The 14664-nt window shown below is 62.3% G+C and carries 29 protein-coding genes; 17 read left to right on the top strand and 12 right to left on the bottom strand.

Annotated features, from left to right (window positions below):
* Positions 1 to 52: 52 nt before the first annotated feature.
* The 11 genes from C8J43_RS16785 to C8J43_RS16740 form a co-directional block, all read right to left on the bottom strand.
* A complete protein-coding gene (locus C8J43_RS16785; protein WP_133031898.1) occupies positions 53 to 448 on the bottom strand; it encodes a hypothetical protein in 396 nt (131 codons plus the stop codon).
* A complete protein-coding gene (locus tag C8J43_RS16780) occupies positions 448 to 1947 on the bottom strand; it encodes a ParB N-terminal domain-containing protein (protein ID WP_133031897.1) in 1500 nt (499 codons plus the stop codon). The genes C8J43_RS16785 and C8J43_RS16780 overlap by 1 nt, the downstream gene beginning before the upstream one ends.
* Positions 1944 to 2333: a hypothetical protein gene (locus C8J43_RS16775; protein WP_207893437.1), complete on the bottom strand. Its 390-nt coding sequence runs from the start codon at positions 2331 to 2333 to the stop codon at positions 1944 to 1946. The genes C8J43_RS16780 and C8J43_RS16775 overlap by 4 nt, the downstream gene beginning before the upstream one ends.
* A gap of 2 nt (positions 2334 to 2335) precedes the next feature.
* Positions 2336 to 2512: a hypothetical protein gene (locus tag C8J43_RS21960; RefSeq protein WP_165899660.1), complete on the bottom strand. Its 177-nt coding sequence runs from the start codon at positions 2510 to 2512 to the stop codon at positions 2336 to 2338.
* Positions 2509 to 2835, bottom strand: a complete 327-nt coding sequence (locus tag C8J43_RS16770) for a hypothetical protein (RefSeq protein WP_133031896.1) — start codon at positions 2833 to 2835, stop codon at positions 2509 to 2511. Before C8J43_RS16770 ends, C8J43_RS21960 begins: the two co-directional genes overlap by 4 nt.
* Positions 2835 to 3086, bottom strand: a complete 252-nt coding sequence (locus C8J43_RS16765; RefSeq protein ID WP_133031895.1) for a hypothetical protein — start codon at positions 3084 to 3086, stop codon at positions 2835 to 2837. The genes C8J43_RS16770 and C8J43_RS16765 overlap by 1 nt, the downstream gene beginning before the upstream one ends.
* Entirely contained in the window at positions 3083 to 3265 is a 183-nt protein-coding gene (locus C8J43_RS16760) for a hypothetical protein (RefSeq protein WP_133031894.1), read from the bottom strand. Before C8J43_RS16760 ends, C8J43_RS16765 begins: the two co-directional genes overlap by 4 nt.
* The gene (locus tag C8J43_RS16755; RefSeq protein ID WP_133031893.1) at positions 3262 to 3714 is read right to left on the bottom strand and encodes a helix-turn-helix transcriptional regulator; all 453 of its coding nucleotides are present in this window, start codon (positions 3712 to 3714) and stop codon (positions 3262 to 3264) included. Before C8J43_RS16755 ends, C8J43_RS16760 begins: the two co-directional genes overlap by 4 nt.
* Complete coding sequence (locus C8J43_RS16750; protein ID WP_133031892.1) at positions 3711 to 3908, bottom strand: hypothetical protein; 198 nt, start codon at positions 3906 to 3908, stop codon at positions 3711 to 3713. The genes C8J43_RS16755 and C8J43_RS16750 overlap by 4 nt, the downstream gene beginning before the upstream one ends.
* Positions 3909 to 4002: 94 nt before the next feature.
* Positions 4003 to 4524: a phage regulatory CII family protein gene (locus C8J43_RS16745; RefSeq protein WP_133031891.1), complete on the bottom strand. Its 522-nt coding sequence runs from the start codon at positions 4522 to 4524 to the stop codon at positions 4003 to 4005.
* 141 nt (positions 4525 to 4665) lie between these two features.
* On the bottom strand, positions 4666 to 4959 hold the full coding sequence (locus C8J43_RS16740) for a YdaS family helix-turn-helix protein (protein WP_133031890.1): 294 nt from the start codon (positions 4957 to 4959) through the stop codon (positions 4666 to 4668).
* An 85-nt stretch (positions 4960 to 5044) separates the two neighbouring features.
* Between C8J43_RS16740 and C8J43_RS16735 the strand changes: the two genes are divergently transcribed.
* The 5 genes from C8J43_RS16735 (at position 5045) to C8J43_RS16715 (ending at position 7401) form a co-directional block, all read left to right on the top strand.
* A complete protein-coding gene (locus C8J43_RS16735) occupies positions 5045 to 5530 on the top strand; it encodes a helix-turn-helix transcriptional regulator (protein ID WP_133031889.1) in 486 nt (161 codons plus the stop codon).
* Positions 5531 to 5708: 178 nt separating this feature from the next.
* Positions 5709 to 6173 (top strand): sigma factor-like helix-turn-helix DNA-binding protein, encoded by a 465-nt coding sequence (locus C8J43_RS16730; protein ID WP_133031888.1) that lies wholly within the window; start codon positions 5709 to 5711, stop codon positions 6171 to 6173.
* Positions 6174 to 6201: 28 nt separating this feature from the next.
* The gene (locus tag C8J43_RS16725; RefSeq protein ID WP_133031887.1) at positions 6202 to 6564 is read left to right on the top strand and encodes a hypothetical protein; all 363 of its coding nucleotides are present in this window, start codon (positions 6202 to 6204) and stop codon (positions 6562 to 6564) included.
* Positions 6565 to 6611: 47 nt separating this feature from the next.
* Entirely contained in the window at positions 6612 to 7061 is a 450-nt protein-coding gene (locus C8J43_RS16720) for a hypothetical protein (protein ID WP_133031886.1), read from the top strand.
* Between the two features lie 7 nt (positions 7062 to 7068).
* Complete coding sequence (locus C8J43_RS16715; RefSeq protein WP_133031885.1) at positions 7069 to 7401, top strand: hypothetical protein; 333 nt, start codon at positions 7069 to 7071, stop codon at positions 7399 to 7401.
* Here C8J43_RS16715 and C8J43_RS16710 read toward each other — a convergent pair.
* Positions 7398 to 7598 carry a hypothetical protein gene (locus tag C8J43_RS16710; RefSeq protein ID WP_133031884.1) on the bottom strand — a complete coding sequence of 67 codons (201 nt, stop codon included), beginning with the start codon at positions 7596 to 7598 and terminating at the stop codon, positions 7398 to 7400. The two genes, C8J43_RS16715 and C8J43_RS16710, sit on opposite strands and share 4 nt — an antisense overlap.
* Before the next feature lie 56 nt (positions 7599 to 7654).
* On the opposite strand from C8J43_RS16710, the gene C8J43_RS16705 reads away from it, so the two are divergent.
* The 12 genes from C8J43_RS16705 to C8J43_RS16655 all read left to right on the top strand — a co-directional run.
* Positions 7655 to 8371, top strand: a complete 717-nt coding sequence (locus tag C8J43_RS16705; protein WP_133031883.1) for a hypothetical protein — start codon at positions 7655 to 7657, stop codon at positions 8369 to 8371.
* A 47-nt stretch (positions 8372 to 8418) separates the two neighbouring features.
* On the top strand, positions 8419 to 9135 hold the full coding sequence (locus tag C8J43_RS16700; protein WP_133031882.1) for a hypothetical protein: 717 nt from the start codon (positions 8419 to 8421) through the stop codon (positions 9133 to 9135).
* Between the two features lie 67 nt (positions 9136 to 9202).
* Entirely contained in the window at positions 9203 to 9487 is a 285-nt protein-coding gene (locus tag C8J43_RS16695; RefSeq protein ID WP_133031881.1) for a hypothetical protein, read from the top strand.
* A gap of 169 nt (positions 9488 to 9656) precedes the next feature.
* The gene (locus C8J43_RS16690) at positions 9657 to 10397 is read left to right on the top strand and encodes a hypothetical protein (RefSeq protein WP_133031880.1); all 741 of its coding nucleotides are present in this window, start codon (positions 9657 to 9659) and stop codon (positions 10395 to 10397) included.
* Between the two features lie 41 nt (positions 10398 to 10438).
* Positions 10439 to 11353 (top strand): HNH endonuclease signature motif containing protein, encoded by a 915-nt coding sequence (locus C8J43_RS16685; protein ID WP_133031879.1) that lies wholly within the window; start codon positions 10439 to 10441, stop codon positions 11351 to 11353.
* Between the two features lie 144 nt (positions 11354 to 11497).
* Positions 11498 to 11875 (top strand): hypothetical protein, encoded by a 378-nt coding sequence (locus tag C8J43_RS16680; RefSeq protein ID WP_165899658.1) that lies wholly within the window; start codon positions 11498 to 11500, stop codon positions 11873 to 11875.
* Positions 11856 to 12476: a hypothetical protein gene (locus C8J43_RS16675; protein WP_133031877.1), complete on the top strand. Its 621-nt coding sequence runs from the start codon at positions 11856 to 11858 to the stop codon at positions 12474 to 12476. The genes C8J43_RS16680 and C8J43_RS16675 overlap by 20 nt, the downstream gene beginning before the upstream one ends.
* 190 nt (positions 12477 to 12666) lie before the next feature.
* Positions 12667 to 12879, top strand: coding sequence for a hypothetical protein (locus tag C8J43_RS16670; RefSeq protein WP_133031876.1), 213 nt, complete (start codon positions 12667 to 12669; stop codon positions 12877 to 12879).
* A complete protein-coding gene (locus tag C8J43_RS21955; protein ID WP_207893436.1) occupies positions 12879 to 13046 on the top strand; it encodes a hypothetical protein in 168 nt (55 codons plus the stop codon). Before C8J43_RS16670 ends, C8J43_RS21955 begins: the two co-directional genes overlap by 1 nt.
* Complete coding sequence (locus tag C8J43_RS16665) at positions 13043 to 13681, top strand: DUF3164 family protein (RefSeq protein WP_133031875.1); 639 nt, start codon at positions 13043 to 13045, stop codon at positions 13679 to 13681. Before C8J43_RS21955 ends, C8J43_RS16665 begins: the two co-directional genes overlap by 4 nt.
* Positions 13682 to 13686: 5 nt before the next feature.
* Positions 13687 to 14049 carry an HNH endonuclease gene (locus C8J43_RS16660; RefSeq protein ID WP_243645638.1) on the top strand — a complete coding sequence of 121 codons (363 nt, stop codon included), beginning with the start codon at positions 13687 to 13689 and terminating at the stop codon, positions 14047 to 14049.
* 130 nt (positions 14050 to 14179) lie between these two features.
* On the top strand, positions 14180 to 14664 hold a 485-nt coding region (locus C8J43_RS16655; RefSeq protein ID WP_133031874.1), incomplete at its 3' end, for a hypothetical protein.

Here is a 14664-nt window from a genome sequence, read left to right as displayed (position 1 = left end):
TCCGCCGCCATCTGGCGGGCAATCGTGCGAACGAGGTTGGCGATCTGCGGGCTCATTCGCTTGGGCCGCCGATCAGGTAGACGGCTGGCTGGCCGCTCCGGTATTCAAGCTGAACATCACCGCTCACCCGCTCGTGCACGGTTTTGCCATCCGATAGGACGATGTTAGCGAGGAACGCCTGCTCGAAGGTCTCGACACCGCTCTCGACGCTCTCAAGCTTCGCTTTGATGACCAGCATTAGCGCGCGGGCTCGCTGGCGCTGGGATGCGGGCGACTTCTCCCACGAGACCCGAAACTTGATCTGGCGATCGCCGAGGCCGAATATGATGGTCAGGCAGTCGCCATCCTCCATCTGTCCGACCTTGACGGCGCCGGCCTTCTTCACGAGCGCGATTATGTCGCGGATCGTCTTCTCGTACGGCACAGTGGTACGCTCGGCGTATGCCATCAGGCGTTCCCTCGAGCAGCGATCATCTGGTCGACTTTCGAAATCGCCGCCTTACGATACGCCGGAACCTGATCGGCTGGCACGAAGACCTGCATTCCAACCATGAAGCCGTCGACGCCGGCGATGTTGGAGGGCAGCTGTCGGTCGCTGCTTGCCTCAGGCCAGAAGACGCGGCCTTCGAACGGCGTGCCGGCGAACGGACCGACAGCGAGACGGCGCGACCAGCGGATGATCTCGCGCTCGCGATGGGCAGCTGCCTCGCGCTCCCGATCGGCGGCGACTTCGACCAGCGCCGGCCGGTCGATCGCCGCCCGCTGCGCGATCGGCACGAACGCGAACCGAGGATCCGCGATCAATTGGCCCTCCGCATCGATGCCGACGACGACATGCACGTTGAAGCCGTTGTTGCGGACCGTCCGCCAGAGCTTTGCATGGTCGGCGCGCTCGACCATGACGAACCCGACCGGCGGACGCAGCTTCTCGACGGTGCCGAAGGAGTGCAGGCGAAGCGTAGGTACTTTTACGTAGCCGACGATCGTCGGCGCCCACGCATCGTTCGCCTTCAGCTCCTCGAGCAAACGCATGGCCTGAAAGTCGACCATCGTGTTTGCGGCCGTCTCAAGGACGAACGGCTGCGCGAGCACGCGATCCTTGCCGGGTTCATTGAACAGGTCGTCTTCGTAAGTCCCGCCGTCCCGCGCATAGATCTCCGGGCCGACGAAGCGGAACAGCGGATCAGCCGTGTCCAGGCCCTTCATCCGAAGCGAGTGGCGGATGCCGGCAGGATCGTGCGCCGTGCGGCCGCGCTTGGTCTGATTCTCGAACACTTCGAGCTGCAGCACGGGATCTTGGCTAGTGGCATACGCCATCGCCGCATCGAGCGTGATCTGACGCTCGGCCAGCGCGTTGAGCACTTCCGGGACCAGCTCGGCCAGGCGCAGTCGCTGTTTCACGACGCGCTCCGAAAAGCCGAACCGCTTCGCGAGGTCGGCCGGCGATCGGCCGCCATTCTGCAGCAGCCGTTTGAAGCCGAGGAACTCGTCAACCGGCGACATGGTGCGCTGTTGCAGGTTCTCGGCGAGCGACAGCTCGATCGCTTCTTCCTGCGAGCGGATCAGCACAGGCACGAGGAACGTATCGTCGAGCAGACCACGCGTGCGGTTGATAAGCATCCCGCCCAGGCGACGACCTCCGCCGACGATGAACGACAGATCCTGGTCTTCCGGCCAATTGCCGTCATAGCCGATCAGCGATTGCAGCAGGCCATGTGCAGCGATGTCGTCTGCCATCTCCTCCAGCGCCTCGTCGCTGCGCGTATGCCGAACATTCTCGGGCGCGCGTCGGAGTTGGCCGAGCGGAATCAGCCGCGGTGCCGATGGCACAATTTGAACGCGGGGTGCCGCGGGAACCGTCGACGCGGCCGGCTTGCGGTCGAGCTTCAGGATCTCGCGACGAGGGCTCGATGCGAGGGGCTTTTCAGGAATCGTTGCTTGCTTCATGACGCGTGGATCTCCGGCTTTGCGGCCGTGAGCGCATAATTCGACGAGCGGCCTTCAGGTGCGCTCACACCGGCGGCTGGAACCGTCGGTGCGTCGGTATCGGGGAGGGGGGCGCATTCCGGCGCGTCTCCCGAACTGGCGGACGCGATCGCGTCCTCGATGTCAGTCTGACGTGGGTCGGGTGCGACGCTGCCGTATTGGATATCGGTAGCGATCTTGACCCATGTCGCATGACCAGTGCGGTCATGGTGTTGCGCGGCGAGCGCCTGCGCGTTTGCTTTTGTCCAGCGCGCCTTCGTGCCGTCACAGACGTGGCAACCCGCGAGCAGCTCGCGGACCGTCAACGTTTGCCTTTCCAGCACGAGAGGGAGCGTCGGCCGGCGCATGATCAGCCGTCGTTCTTCGTAGGAACGAAGATGCGTTCCCGGACGCTCGCTGTACGGACCCTGCGCCGCCAATTAGCGAAAGCGAACACGGCTAGGCAGAGCAGGCCAAGGGCGACGATCCCGCCTGCGAACCCCACGAGGATCCAGAACCCCGCATCGATCTGGTGCTGCTCGGTCATCGGCTGCGCTCGCTTTCGCGGGCCGCACGGGCGGCGATCACCCGCTCCTCGGTCGCTAGGTCCCGGATCGTTCCAGCAGCAGCGCGCAACGCCGCCACCTGAAGATCCGGCTCGACGGCCAAGCGTTTGATTTCCGCGAGCAGCGATTCGGACACCAAGCCCGGCTTGACCGTCTTGATCAGCGCCGCGACGATTGAGAGGTGGGCGGCATTAGCGTCGAGCACCTTCGCAGCGACTTCGAACGCATCAGCCTTGTTCAGGACGATCGTCGGCGGATGCTCGCGAAATTGGCGTTCCAAGCGGCCAAGGACGTCGTCGGACATCAGAAAACCCAGATCGTCGCGAGGAGCGCGGCCGCGGCGCCGGCCGGGTTGATCGCGAACATGATGGCGGACGCAACGGCGGCGCCAACGCAGGCGAGCTTGCCCATGTCGGCGGCGGTCAGCCTGTCCGGATCGCTGGGCACGTAGGGCGCGCAGGCTGCGCAGTCGCAGTCGTGATCGTGGATCTCGACGATACGCAGATGCGGTTCGCGCATGCGATAGGTGCGCTCGATCTTCGGCTGACGGTTCATGACCTGTTCTCCGGACGGGATTGAATCGCGACGCGGAGCTTCTCGATGCTCCACGTCAGCATGATCGTGGCGATCGCGAGGACGGCGATAGCGAGGCTCGGTGAGCCGAAGAGGACCATCGCCAGCACGACGCCGCACTGGATGACGATGATCGCGTGGATGGTGCGGAGGCCGCTCATGCCGCCATCGACCCTGCGCCGGCGCTAAGCTTGCTAGCCTCGGCGATCGCGATCCAATGGGCCAAGACGCGCAGGTCGACGCCGAGCACATCGTGCAGGACGAGGGCGGTGCGATCCGAGATCGCCTCCGCGTCGGCCTCGATATCGGTCAACCACGCCGCGCGCCGATGCGCGCAGACGCCCGGATCTGTTTCGAGCTGCAGCGCGACCTGCTCGACGGTCAGACCGAGTTCCTCGCGACGGATGCGGATGTAAGTTCCGGGACTGACCGGCGCATCGTCGCGCGCTGCGACGTCCACGCGATCGATCGCGTCGAGGAGCTGACGCATCGCCAAGGGCAGATTGCGATCGTTCGGTTCGCTAAGCGCCTGCATCGCCGGTACCAGTTCGCGCAGCTTGGCGGATAGGTCCGAGAGGGCTTGGCTTCGCGGGCCTGGGCTGTGCGTCATGCCGGCACCAGATTGTCGTTGTCGGCGCCGATCGGCGCCTGCGCAGCGACGTCGATCAGATCGATCGCGTCGCAAAGAAACCGGGCAGCGTTGACCAGGCGCACGTCGCGCGGTCCGCTAAGCGACACGATCGCGTCGTACTGCGCGTTGAGCGCTCCGGAGATGGCGGTAAGGTCTTCGCGTGGTTCGGGCATGGCAAGTTTCCAGGCAGCGGTTTCCCGCCCCGCGAATCGTTATGATCGCGGGCGGGGCGGGTGGCGGCGGTGTCAGTTGAGCGGTGGTGTGGTGTTAGGGCGGCGCTTCCGGCGGAGCGCCGACGCGTTCGAGCTGGCGGCGCAACCTTGCAGTGGCGCGCTCCAGTTCGACCAAATGACCGAGCGCGGCCTCCGCTTCGCGAATCGTAACCTTGGTGCCGTCCTCGCCGGTACCGGCGAGCGCGTCTGATATGGCGCGCGACACGTCGCCGACTTCGATGCTCAGCGCCATGACACCGCTGCGGAGACAAGGCTCCGAGCCGTCGTGGTCGGGAAGCATGATCACGACGGCGCCGAGGAGGCTGGCCATCGCGTTCAGGATGTGCGGATGACCGTCTTCGCGAGCGCCAATGCCATCGATCCGGACCGCGTTGCGAATCGAGATGCTGGCGCGGTCAAACTTCGAGCAGAAGCACGAGATCCGGGTATCTGAGAGACCGGTTTCGTCCTCGCATACCTTGCCACCGCCAGCGGCCTGAACGGCACGCTTGGTCGCCTCGGCGAGCCTACGCTCGGCGACGGGGAGCAGCACATCACCCATGACGGGAAACGCCATGTCGCATTCCCGATGCGCGCGAGTCGGCGCGAGGGCAAATGTGCCGCGATGAGAAGGACGTCGACGGCACACAGGGGAGGAAATGCCGTCGACGCTCGCCGCCAACGTGGCGGCCGAGGGGGAAAAGACGTGCGGGACGCGTCAACGCGCGGGCTCCAAGTTGCCGAGCCGGACGACATCTATTTCGGGCGAGACTGCAGGGTAAATGTCGGGTCGAAGTCGCTCCTTTGCCACTCCGGTTTCAGCTTCGACGATAAGAACGTGCTCAGCCGGCAAAGGCTTCTTTCCGCTGAGCCATTTCGAGACGGCGCCCTGGGTAACCTTCAACAGTCGAGCTGCCGCGGACTGCGAACCGATCTTGCCGATCGCCTCGCGTAGCGCTTCGACTTCGACGCTTGTCGAATCAAGAACTGGAGATGGATGCTGGCGGCCCATAGAAGCTGACTATTCCCAAAGTCATACCGGGTCAATCCCAATATCTAATCCGAATGGAATACTGAATAGGTTACGCCTGCCAGCCATGACCGTGACGGCGAACCGCCTGGCAGATGCCATGAAGCAGGCCAATGAGGACCAATCGTCGCTGGCTCGCGCGATCGGCATTACCCAAGGGGCAATCAGCAAGATCCTGCAGGGCAAGACCGCAAACTCGCGACACTTGCCTCGCATTGCTATCTATCTAGGAGTCTCTCTTCCTTGGCTGTTGGGTGAAACTGAAGATCCCGAGCCTAACGCCGCACCACGCCCGCCGGCGGCCCAACAAGTGGTGATGATGGGCGTACTGCTTCCCCCGGCGCGCGCGCTTGCGCGAATGTTTGAGGCGCTGCTCGCTGGGATCGATCCACAGCTCCCGCGGGCCGAGCAAGCTCTGCTGCTCGCAGAGCGACTTCCCATCGGGCTGTCGCAGTTACGAGATTTGCTACCCGATTCGGTGAGTCCTGTTCGCCAGGGACGATCAGATGACGCTGCAACTCCCGCCACGCCTCATCCCGAACTTGCACGCTGATGGAACATCCAGCTTCGCATACGGGGCACTCGTCAATGCAACCGGCGGCCGACTTAAAAACATGGTCAATCACTACCCCGCGCTTAGAGCATAGTGCTGATATGGCAGCCGAAACCCCGTCCATAATCGATCCTTTCGACATCGCTTCGTCGCCCCCGCGCCGGGCATAGGCTCGCCGATGAATACGCTAAGCCCGCGGCAGCGCGACTGCCTGCAACTCGTCTGGGAACGGCAGGCGACGTCGAAAGAGATCGCGGCAGAACTTGGGATCTCAAAGTCGACTGTCGATGGGTACATTGCCGAGGCAGTGGAGGCTCTGGGCGCGCGCGATCGCCGCGCTGCCGCCGCGCTGGCGTTCGGTCAGACGCCCCGTGCCGCGTCAGGGGGGCACATGACACGGGTGGTTGAGGTGCAGAATGTCGTGACACCCGATGCATCGTCGACGGAAGGGTTTCTGGCGTCGCGGCCCTGGCGGTCGCGGAGCCGGCCGAGGAACACACTATCGCTGGCGCAGACGCTCGGCTGGATCGCAATCATCGCGATTGGGTCGCTCGCTGCGCTGTCGCTGGCGGCCTCGATCGGCAGCGGACTACCGTCCGTTGCAAGGCCAGTGATCCATGCCGTTCGCACGCTGACAACATAGCGGGGGTAACCCCGCAGTAGGGGGCCCTATGCTGAAGCAACGTCGTGATGAAGTATCCCGCACCGTAACCACCGCGCTGGTCGACGTCGAAAGCAATCTCGACAACGCCTTGCTGTCCCATGCGAGATTGCAGATCGCCGTGATCGAGGGTCGGCGATCGGCGAATCTGCCGCTTGATGCTGGGCAGGCTGGGCTCGACAAGATGTCCGAGGCGGTCGGCCATCTGGTTGCCGCGCGGAAAGCGATCCACGAAGCGCATTACGCCTTCCGCCAGACCCGCACCGATCTTCGCATGCCGACGACGTCCTACGGCGATTTCGGGGACACGCCCGACGGCGGTATAGTCCCTGCCGAGCATGTCGGCCTGGCGCTTGTGCATGCAGCTGCGTGATGCATCGTGGTTGACGCGATGGGCAGGGTCGGGCGAGGGGACGGGGCGTGAGCCTCATTCTCTTCCTAGCCCTGTTGATCGTGTGCTGCGGCTACGCGATCGCCCGTGGGGGTGCGCCGGAACGGATCGGGGGCGGCCTTCAGGTCGGCGCGTTCGCGCTCAACCTTCCGGTCCATTTTCTGCTGGACGCGACCGGGTATCGATCGGCGATCGTCGGCACAGCAGCGATCGACGTGATCCTGCTGTTCGCGCTGATCGTGCTGGCGTGGCGGTCAACGCGGTTCTGGCCGCTGTGGGTCGCAGGTTGGCAGCTAGCGGCGATCGTCGCTCATTTGGCCAAAGGGCTCGATCCGGGGATGCTTCCGGCCGGCTATGCCATCCAGGCGCAGATCTGGGCCTATCCCATGCTGATCGCGACTGCGGTCGGCACGTGGCGGCACAGGCGACGGTTGGCTGCCGGCGATCCGGACCCGGCGTGGAAGACCATGCCGGCCTGATCATTCGGTGCCGCTCGTGACGCCAGCACACGTCGATGCGGCTGCGAAGCTCTACGCTTCACGCCGTGCCCGCGACGAGATGTTCGGCGCCGATCGCGACGGGTTCGGTGAGCCGGGGTGGGATATGCTGCTGGCGCTTGCGGCTTGGGGACCGATGACGTCGGTCGATCTGGCCGATAAAGCGTCGGGGCCGAATGCGGAGACGTATATCGCTTGGTTGGTATCGCGCCGACTGATCAGCCGGGATGGTGAAACGATCTGCCTCGCCGATCGCGGCCGCGCAATGTTGACGGGATACCTTGAGCACGAGCGCATCGGCGATGAGCGTCGAGATGGCTAACCCCACCAGCGCTCGTGATCGAAGATCTCGGCTGCGACCTCCAGCGCGGCGCGACGATTGCGACGATGTTGCTTCCGCCGGGCTCGATCTATCACGGCCTGGTTGAGCCGCTCTTGCCCAGGATGCGGCCGGCGCTTCTTCTTCGCCCGCATCGCGTGGAAATAGCCCGCAACCTGATCCTCCCATTCGCTCGCCATGCGAGTCTGGGTGACGAGCGGCCGACGTGTAGGACAGCATAAAAACAGGGGTAAATATGAAGACGACAATTATGATGATCGCCGCGTCGCTGCTGCTGTGTGGATGCAACTCCGTTAAAAACGAGAAGCTGCCGGCGTCCGCCGATACCGCCAAGTTGGCGGAGATCGGAAAGGGTCTGAGCGACGACGACAAGAAGTTGTTCGCCGGCTACCTCATGCGCCGTGAGTTGGCGAAAGCCTTCGGGAATTCCACTCTGCCAGATCAAGCGACGACCGTCGGCGAGGCGATAACGGCACAGCAGAAGTTCGCCGACAACCTTAGCGAGAGCGAGAAGAAGGCGCAGGCGCTGAAGCTGGAAATCGATCAGAAACGTAAGGCGGTCGCCGAGCAGATCAGCCGAACTGTCACGGTCGCATTCATCGACGCGCACCTAGTGCCCAGTGATATCAACGCCGGACGTTTCAATGCGACCTCGAGCCTGACGTTCGCAGTCCAAAACTCCGGTGCCAAACCTATCAAGGCGCTGAAGGGGCAGGCGGTATTTATCGACACCTTCGGGGACGAGTATGTCCGCGTGCCGATGCAGCTCGAGCATGCCGTCGCGCCAGGCGCACGTGAAGCCGTCGAGCTGTCCTACGAGATCAACGAATACCTCGATCTCGATAAGAAAATCATGACACTCGATAAGGACAAGCGTTTCCGCTTCGAACCAGAGCAGATCGTCTTTGCCGATGGGTCGACGTTGCGAGCCCCGGATGCGCCATCCTCCTAGCTTGCGGAGATAGGGGTACAGCCGGGGTACTTGCTCAAAAAACACGTTTGAAACTCGCGGTTTTCCGCGTGTTTCGGGCTACTGCGGCGGAGGGGTTATCCGCCGCAGCCGGCCTGTCTTTTACGCACTTGTTGACTTTTCCGCAGGAGTACATCGCGATGGCTACACCAGCATCGATAAAAACATTGAAGGCGTTCTCCAAAGCAAGTTCTCTAAGCTTGGAACCAGACGAGTTTTTTAAAGGCTTGGAAAAAGAAAGCGACCGCGGCGTAATCGTAGTTGCGACTACGATGCTAGAAGACGCTCTTACAATCGCCTTAAGGAAGGCCCTAAAGCAGTTTGACGAAACGGAATTCGACGAGTTCGTCAGTTTCAACGGTGTAGCTGGAACATTTAGCGGCCGGATCAAGCTTGCTTTTGGCCTGGGTATCATCACGGGCGAGATGCGGACGTCTCTGGATGTCGCTCGTGAGATGCGCAACGCGTGCGCTCACGCTCGGCAAGCGATTGGTTTCGATACACCTGAGATACGAAGCGTATTGCCGAGGTTGTTTCCCGGGCCAGGTTCCCAGCCACCCCAGGACTGGCACCCAGCCCAGGCGCGCGCGATGTTCATAAGCATGTGTGCCATCACCGCGAAAGTCATTGACGGAACTATTCCCACGGACGGCAGCCCCATTTCGCCCGATGCCGTTAACCCGGGAAGTTTTCTGGATGCGAGTTCGCATGCATTTTTGCGATCGATGCAGCTGTGGCCGAAATAACTCCACCGGGCGGCGGAGGGTGTATCCGCCGCGTTTGGACCTAATCGGTTTCGAAAAGGATATATTGATGGCTGTTTTCGTCGTGACTTGGAACCTCAACAACGAGGGAGGTAATTACGCCGCTGCTCGTGCGAAATTTATCAAGCAGCTAGACGCATACGATTACAAGATGACCGGCAAGCTCGATACCGTAGCATGGCTTTCGTCGGACATGGACGCCGAGGATATCTCGAAGCATCTGAATAAAGCGCAGGACAAAGGCGATACCCTGTTTGTTTCCGAGCTCAATGACGACGAATATAACGGACGCCTCACGGACGAGATCTGGGATTGGATTGAGGAGAGGCTTTGAATCAATCTTTTGGTGCCGGTCGCGCGCGTCAATACCCCCCCACGCTTCACGCGCCGCCCGGCCTTCCTCAGTAACGCGAATGTTGAAGTCGCCAGGTGCCTACGTAGGTTATCCGCCGCAAAAGGGGGCGTTCATATCTTATTGGTGTCAGCTAACGGGGAGATGATTCGTGAGTATTGAGACGTGGGCTAACGTTCTGAGCGCTGCAGGAACCGTGGCGGCTGCGGCGGTAGCAGCCTACGCAGCCCGGCTCGTTCTCACGCAGGTGCGTTTTCAGTTCGTTCCCAAGATTCTTGTGCAACGGCAGCAATATCAAATTCGCACCACCGGCTCGATCAAGACTGACTTCTGGTGGACGCCACCGGGCGAAGATGCCCGTTATCAAAACGGCGGGTCCGAGGACTATCGCTTTTGTCTCCTAAATGTGGGCAATGGCGCAGCCTTTGACATCAGAGTATTCGCGGAAATTGAGTATCAGACTATTTATGATGACGTGATGGGAAAACTCGCGCCGTACTTTCCCGGCCTAACCGTGCAGAATGACGATTTCGGGTGTCAGGTCCGCGACGGAGGAGAGGTAATTGGGGGCTTCCGACTGCCCGGCGAAAGCTTCGGAATAGTCGAATTTATCGGCCCCTCAGCGACGGCGGAACGTTCACAGCGCTTCATCATCGATCCGAACCTCGCTTTCTTCGCCACGTGCTACGCCCATTATCTGAGGTCGGCTCACGAGCAAGAGTTGAATGCGCGACAGACTCAAAAAATTCCCGTCAATTTTCGTATCGAGTATCTCGACGCCAGCGGCGAGCGGCAAATCACAAGGCAAGCCATGGCATTATCAATTTCGGGAGGCAGATACAAAGAAGATGGAAGCGATGGAGTATCCATCATCGGACTAAGTGAATTATAGTATGTTATTTGTCACCGAAACTTCTAAGAAATACGGGCTGATTGCCGGCGCATTTTGCGCTGTACGCTGGCAAGCTGAGGTGGATTTGCGGCATCGGGCGCGGTGCGGCGGAGGGTATCTCCGCCGCGATGAAGTTTGGAACAGTAGCAATGACTGACGCAAAACAAGCACGTCCGCCGATACCGGAGGGCGTGAAGCGCGAGGTCCGACAACGGTGCCGGTTCGGCTGTGTGATCTGCGGTATGCCGGTGTATCATTATGACCACGTGATTGAACACGCAGTTGTGCGCGAACACGCTGCTGAAAACCTCACGCTGCTTTGTCCGAACCATCATGATGCCAAGACCCGCGGCCGATTAGCTGTTGAGGCGGTACAGGAGCACAATGCCGCGCCGTTCAACCTTAATCGGAAGAATACAGCGGGCTTAGATATAGGTCGCGCTCGCGAACTACGGCTTGAGTTCGGCACGAACTGGTACGAAACGGATACTCCAGCTGAGAATATCGCGAAGTCTGTCGTGGTCGTGAATAACCGGACCTATCTCGCTTTTGATCGTGAAGACGGCTGGCTGACTGCGTCGGCAATCGTGACGGACCTGAATGGTACCGAACTATTGACGGTGGTGCGAGGCGAGTTGGTGGCCTCGACGGCATTGTGGGACATAACCTATGTAGGCAGCCGCCTCACCGCTCGCCAAACAGGGGGCGGCATCATTCTGGACCTGACGCTCACCAACGCTGAGCTGAACGTTCATCGCGGAGCGTTCATCGACTACCGCGACAGATCTGGGTTTTATGCTGATGGTGAAAAGCTGCAAGCCCTTGTCGGCGGCGAGGATTGGGGAAGCTCGTCGAATACCGGGATGGCGCATTGCGGCGGAGCAGGTTTTCAACTGACGCGCGAAGATACGCCACCTTGGAATATACTCCTTAGACGGCAGTTGCCTGCGAAATAGCGTCTTATTCTTCCGGTATTTTGATGAGGTACCCGCTCCTGAGCCAGATCCCACCTTCGCGCCACTGGCGATAAATTCTGATTCCCCCTATGTTCCTATCGGGGATCCGGGGGAACGATGGGCATATATTCCGAGGTGTTACCGGTGCGAGCGAGCCGAAAGCAGCAGGCGCTCGATTTCATATCTCAGTACATCCTCGAGCACGGCCGCAGTCCCGCAATGCGCGAGATCGCGCTGGCGCTCGATGTTAGCGACACCCGGGCGAAGGCGTTGGTGAAGAAGCTGGCGTTCGAGAAGATGATCGAGCGCGCGGCCGGCGCGCAACGCGCGATCACCGTGCCCGGGTTGCTGGAGCGGCAGCTGCTCGATCGGATGCGCCAGATGGGCGTCGTCGTGAACGAGGACTTCGCCGGCGCGGATCGCGTGCTGCCGTTACCACAAGGTCATCTCCCGCTCGTCGCGATCCTCGAGCATATCCCTGACGTCGACGCCGGGGATCCTCATGCCATACCTACCTACTGACGAAGCGCCTTCGCTCGCTGAAGCGCTCGAACGCGAGCGGCAGCGCGTCGCGCACCTGGTGCTCGGCGAACCGCGTCCGAAACCCAAGGGCGCGAACCGGCTGAAGAAGGGCAAGACGCCGGCGATCGTCTCGCTCGAGCCCGGCATCGAGGAGCGCGTGCTGCTGCGTGAGCGCTGGTCGCACAAGACGAACGGCACGGCCGAGACGCACGAGCACGCAGCGGTACAGGCGCGACGCGAGGGTGCGCTCGCCCGCCTCGTCGCTACCGGCGCGATCGACGCGCACCAGCTCGCCGCGGCCGATCAGATCGCGGAAGCATACCATTCCATCACGGCCGAAGTTGCGGTTCGCACTGCGAACTTGGAGCCGCGAAGCTCGGGTGGCGGTCCGCACAGCGCTTCGCACGCGCCAATCGCTGCCGTGATTCGGGAGCGCGCATACGCCCGTTGGCGCGACGCGGTTGCTCCGCATGCCCTGATGCTGCTCGCGATCATCGTCGACGACATGGCGTTGACGACGGCCGCGCGGGACTGGCGGCTTTCCAACCGACGGGCGCGATCGATCCTGGTCTCGGCGCTGGACAGCTGGAAGCGCTGCTAGGGGTGACCTTTGGGGAACTTCCCACAAGGACACCTGCCCAAACGGTCACGTAACTCGCAAATCGCCCCCGCCACAGTTGTATCTGCTTGGCGTCGCTCGCCCCCCTCGAGCACGCCATCCCGACGGGAGATCTGCAATGCGTCATGATCGATCAGGAACGGATGCACGGCCTGCCCAGCCGAACTCGAATTTGGCCGATCAGCTCGAACGCATTACACCGCGGTTCGATGAGCTGACCCAACGAGCGCGGCTGGGCATTGATTCCGCCGACCAATACAACGAACTCGAGGAACTGGCGCAGGGTATTTCCCGCGACATCCTCGAGCCCTTCCGTGGCACCACCGGTCGCGCTGCCCGTCCGCCCCTCTATCTCAGTGCCGACGGCACCAAGGCATGCTGGTAATGGCCATTCCGTTCGATGCTATGCGGCGTGCCGTTGACGCCGGCCATCCGGATACCGCCCTGATCGGCGTCCCGATCAGCCTGATGCGCGAGATCCTAAAGCGCCTGCCGGTCGAGACGATCGCCGCGATCACGGCACCGATCGCGCCTCAGCGGACGCCGGCATGACCACCGAGCCGCACCCCGCCGCGATGGAGGTCGCCGGCACCATGTACCTTAGGGACGCCAAGGGCAGCCTGGTTCCGCTCGCAGCGGTCAAGCCGGTCGACCTGCTCATGGACGAGACGGTGCGCGCTATCCTTACCGACGCGCGCGAACTGTCCGCCCTCGTCGCCGCGTTCAAGGTCCGGACGTTCGAGCGCGTCGGTGCCTTCCAGGCGCTGCTGGCGCAGGAGTACGGCACGACGGTCGGCGGGAAAAAGGGCAACATCACGCTGCTCACCTTCGACGGGCGCGAGCGGGCTCAGGTGCAGGTCGCCGACCTCCTCGAGTTCGGGCCCGAGCTGCAGGCCGCTAAGGTGCTGATCGACGAATGCCTGATGGGTTGGGCAGGCGGCTCGCCGGTCGAGCTGCAGGCCGTGGTCAACGGCGTGTTCCAGGTCGACAAGGAAGGCCAGATCAACCGGGCCGAGCTGTTCCGCCTACTACGCCTCGACTTCGACGACGTCCGCTGGCTGCGCGCCATGGAGGCGATCAAGGACTCGATCCGCGTCATCGGCTCGCGCACCTACGTCCGCTTCTACGACCGGCCCGCGCACGATGCGCCGTGGCACCCGGTCACGATCGATCTGGCGTCCGCGTAAGCCTCGTGGGTAAGCTGAAGGCAATCAGCAGCACGCTGACCAGGCTGAAGCCGACGATGGGCTCCCTTGCCCCCGTCGAGCGCAGCGCTGACGCCGATCGCCGCCTCTTCAAGCCCTGGCACAAGTGGTACAAGTCGGCGCGCTGGCGGGCCCTGCGCGTGCTCGTGTTCACCCGGGACCTCTACACCTGCCAGTGGCCCGGCTGCGGCTTCACGACGGCCGACACGTCGCGCCTGGTCGCCGACCATTGCGAACCGCACCGCGGCGACGAGCGCCTCTTCTGGCTGTTCGCCAACCTGCAGACGCTCTGCAAGCCGTGCCATGACAAGCACAAGCAGCGTGTCGAGCGGGCTGCCTTCCTAGCCTGACTCCGCGGGGCAGGGGGGGTGGGTGAATCCCTGGCCGGGGCCGACCCCCTGGACCCCTATGGCTCCCATGCGGAGATTATTTCCTCCTGGACGTCTCCGGGTGCGTACTTTCGTGGCGGGGTGCTGATCGATGGCAGTCCGCAAAACATCTGAAGAGTGGTCGCGCATTGAGCACGAATACTTGTCGGGTGATGATTCGATCCGCGAAATAGCTGATCGGCACGAGATTTCCGAAGCGGCTATTCGCAAGCGGGCGAAGCTCAAAGGCTGGGAACGGCCGGTTCGCACCCGCCAACCGGTGCGCACTTTGCTTCCGGCGCCGCGCATCGTGGTCGCGGATCCGGTGGAGGCTCGCGTGCCGATGGACGCCGGCACGATCGCCGAGAACGCCCGCCAGCTGGTCGGGCGTATGCTCGACGAGCTGGACGCGGTGACGAGCTTCCAGGGCGAACTCGAGGAGGCCATCGAGATCCTCACCGCCAACGACGAGAACGATTCTCGGCGCGACGCGATGATGAAGGCGGTGTCGCTGCCGGCGCGATCGCAGATCGTGAAGAACCTCGCTGCGTCGCTGAAGGTCATCAACGAGACGGCCGCGCCGACGAAGGGCAAGAA

This window comes from Sphingomonas sp. PP-CE-1G-424 (genome assembly GCF_004341085.1).
In the GTDB taxonomy this organism is placed as follows: Bacteria; Pseudomonadota; Alphaproteobacteria; order Sphingomonadales; family Sphingomonadaceae; genus Sphingomonas.
This window is presented reverse-complemented; position numbering and strand designations above follow the sequence as displayed.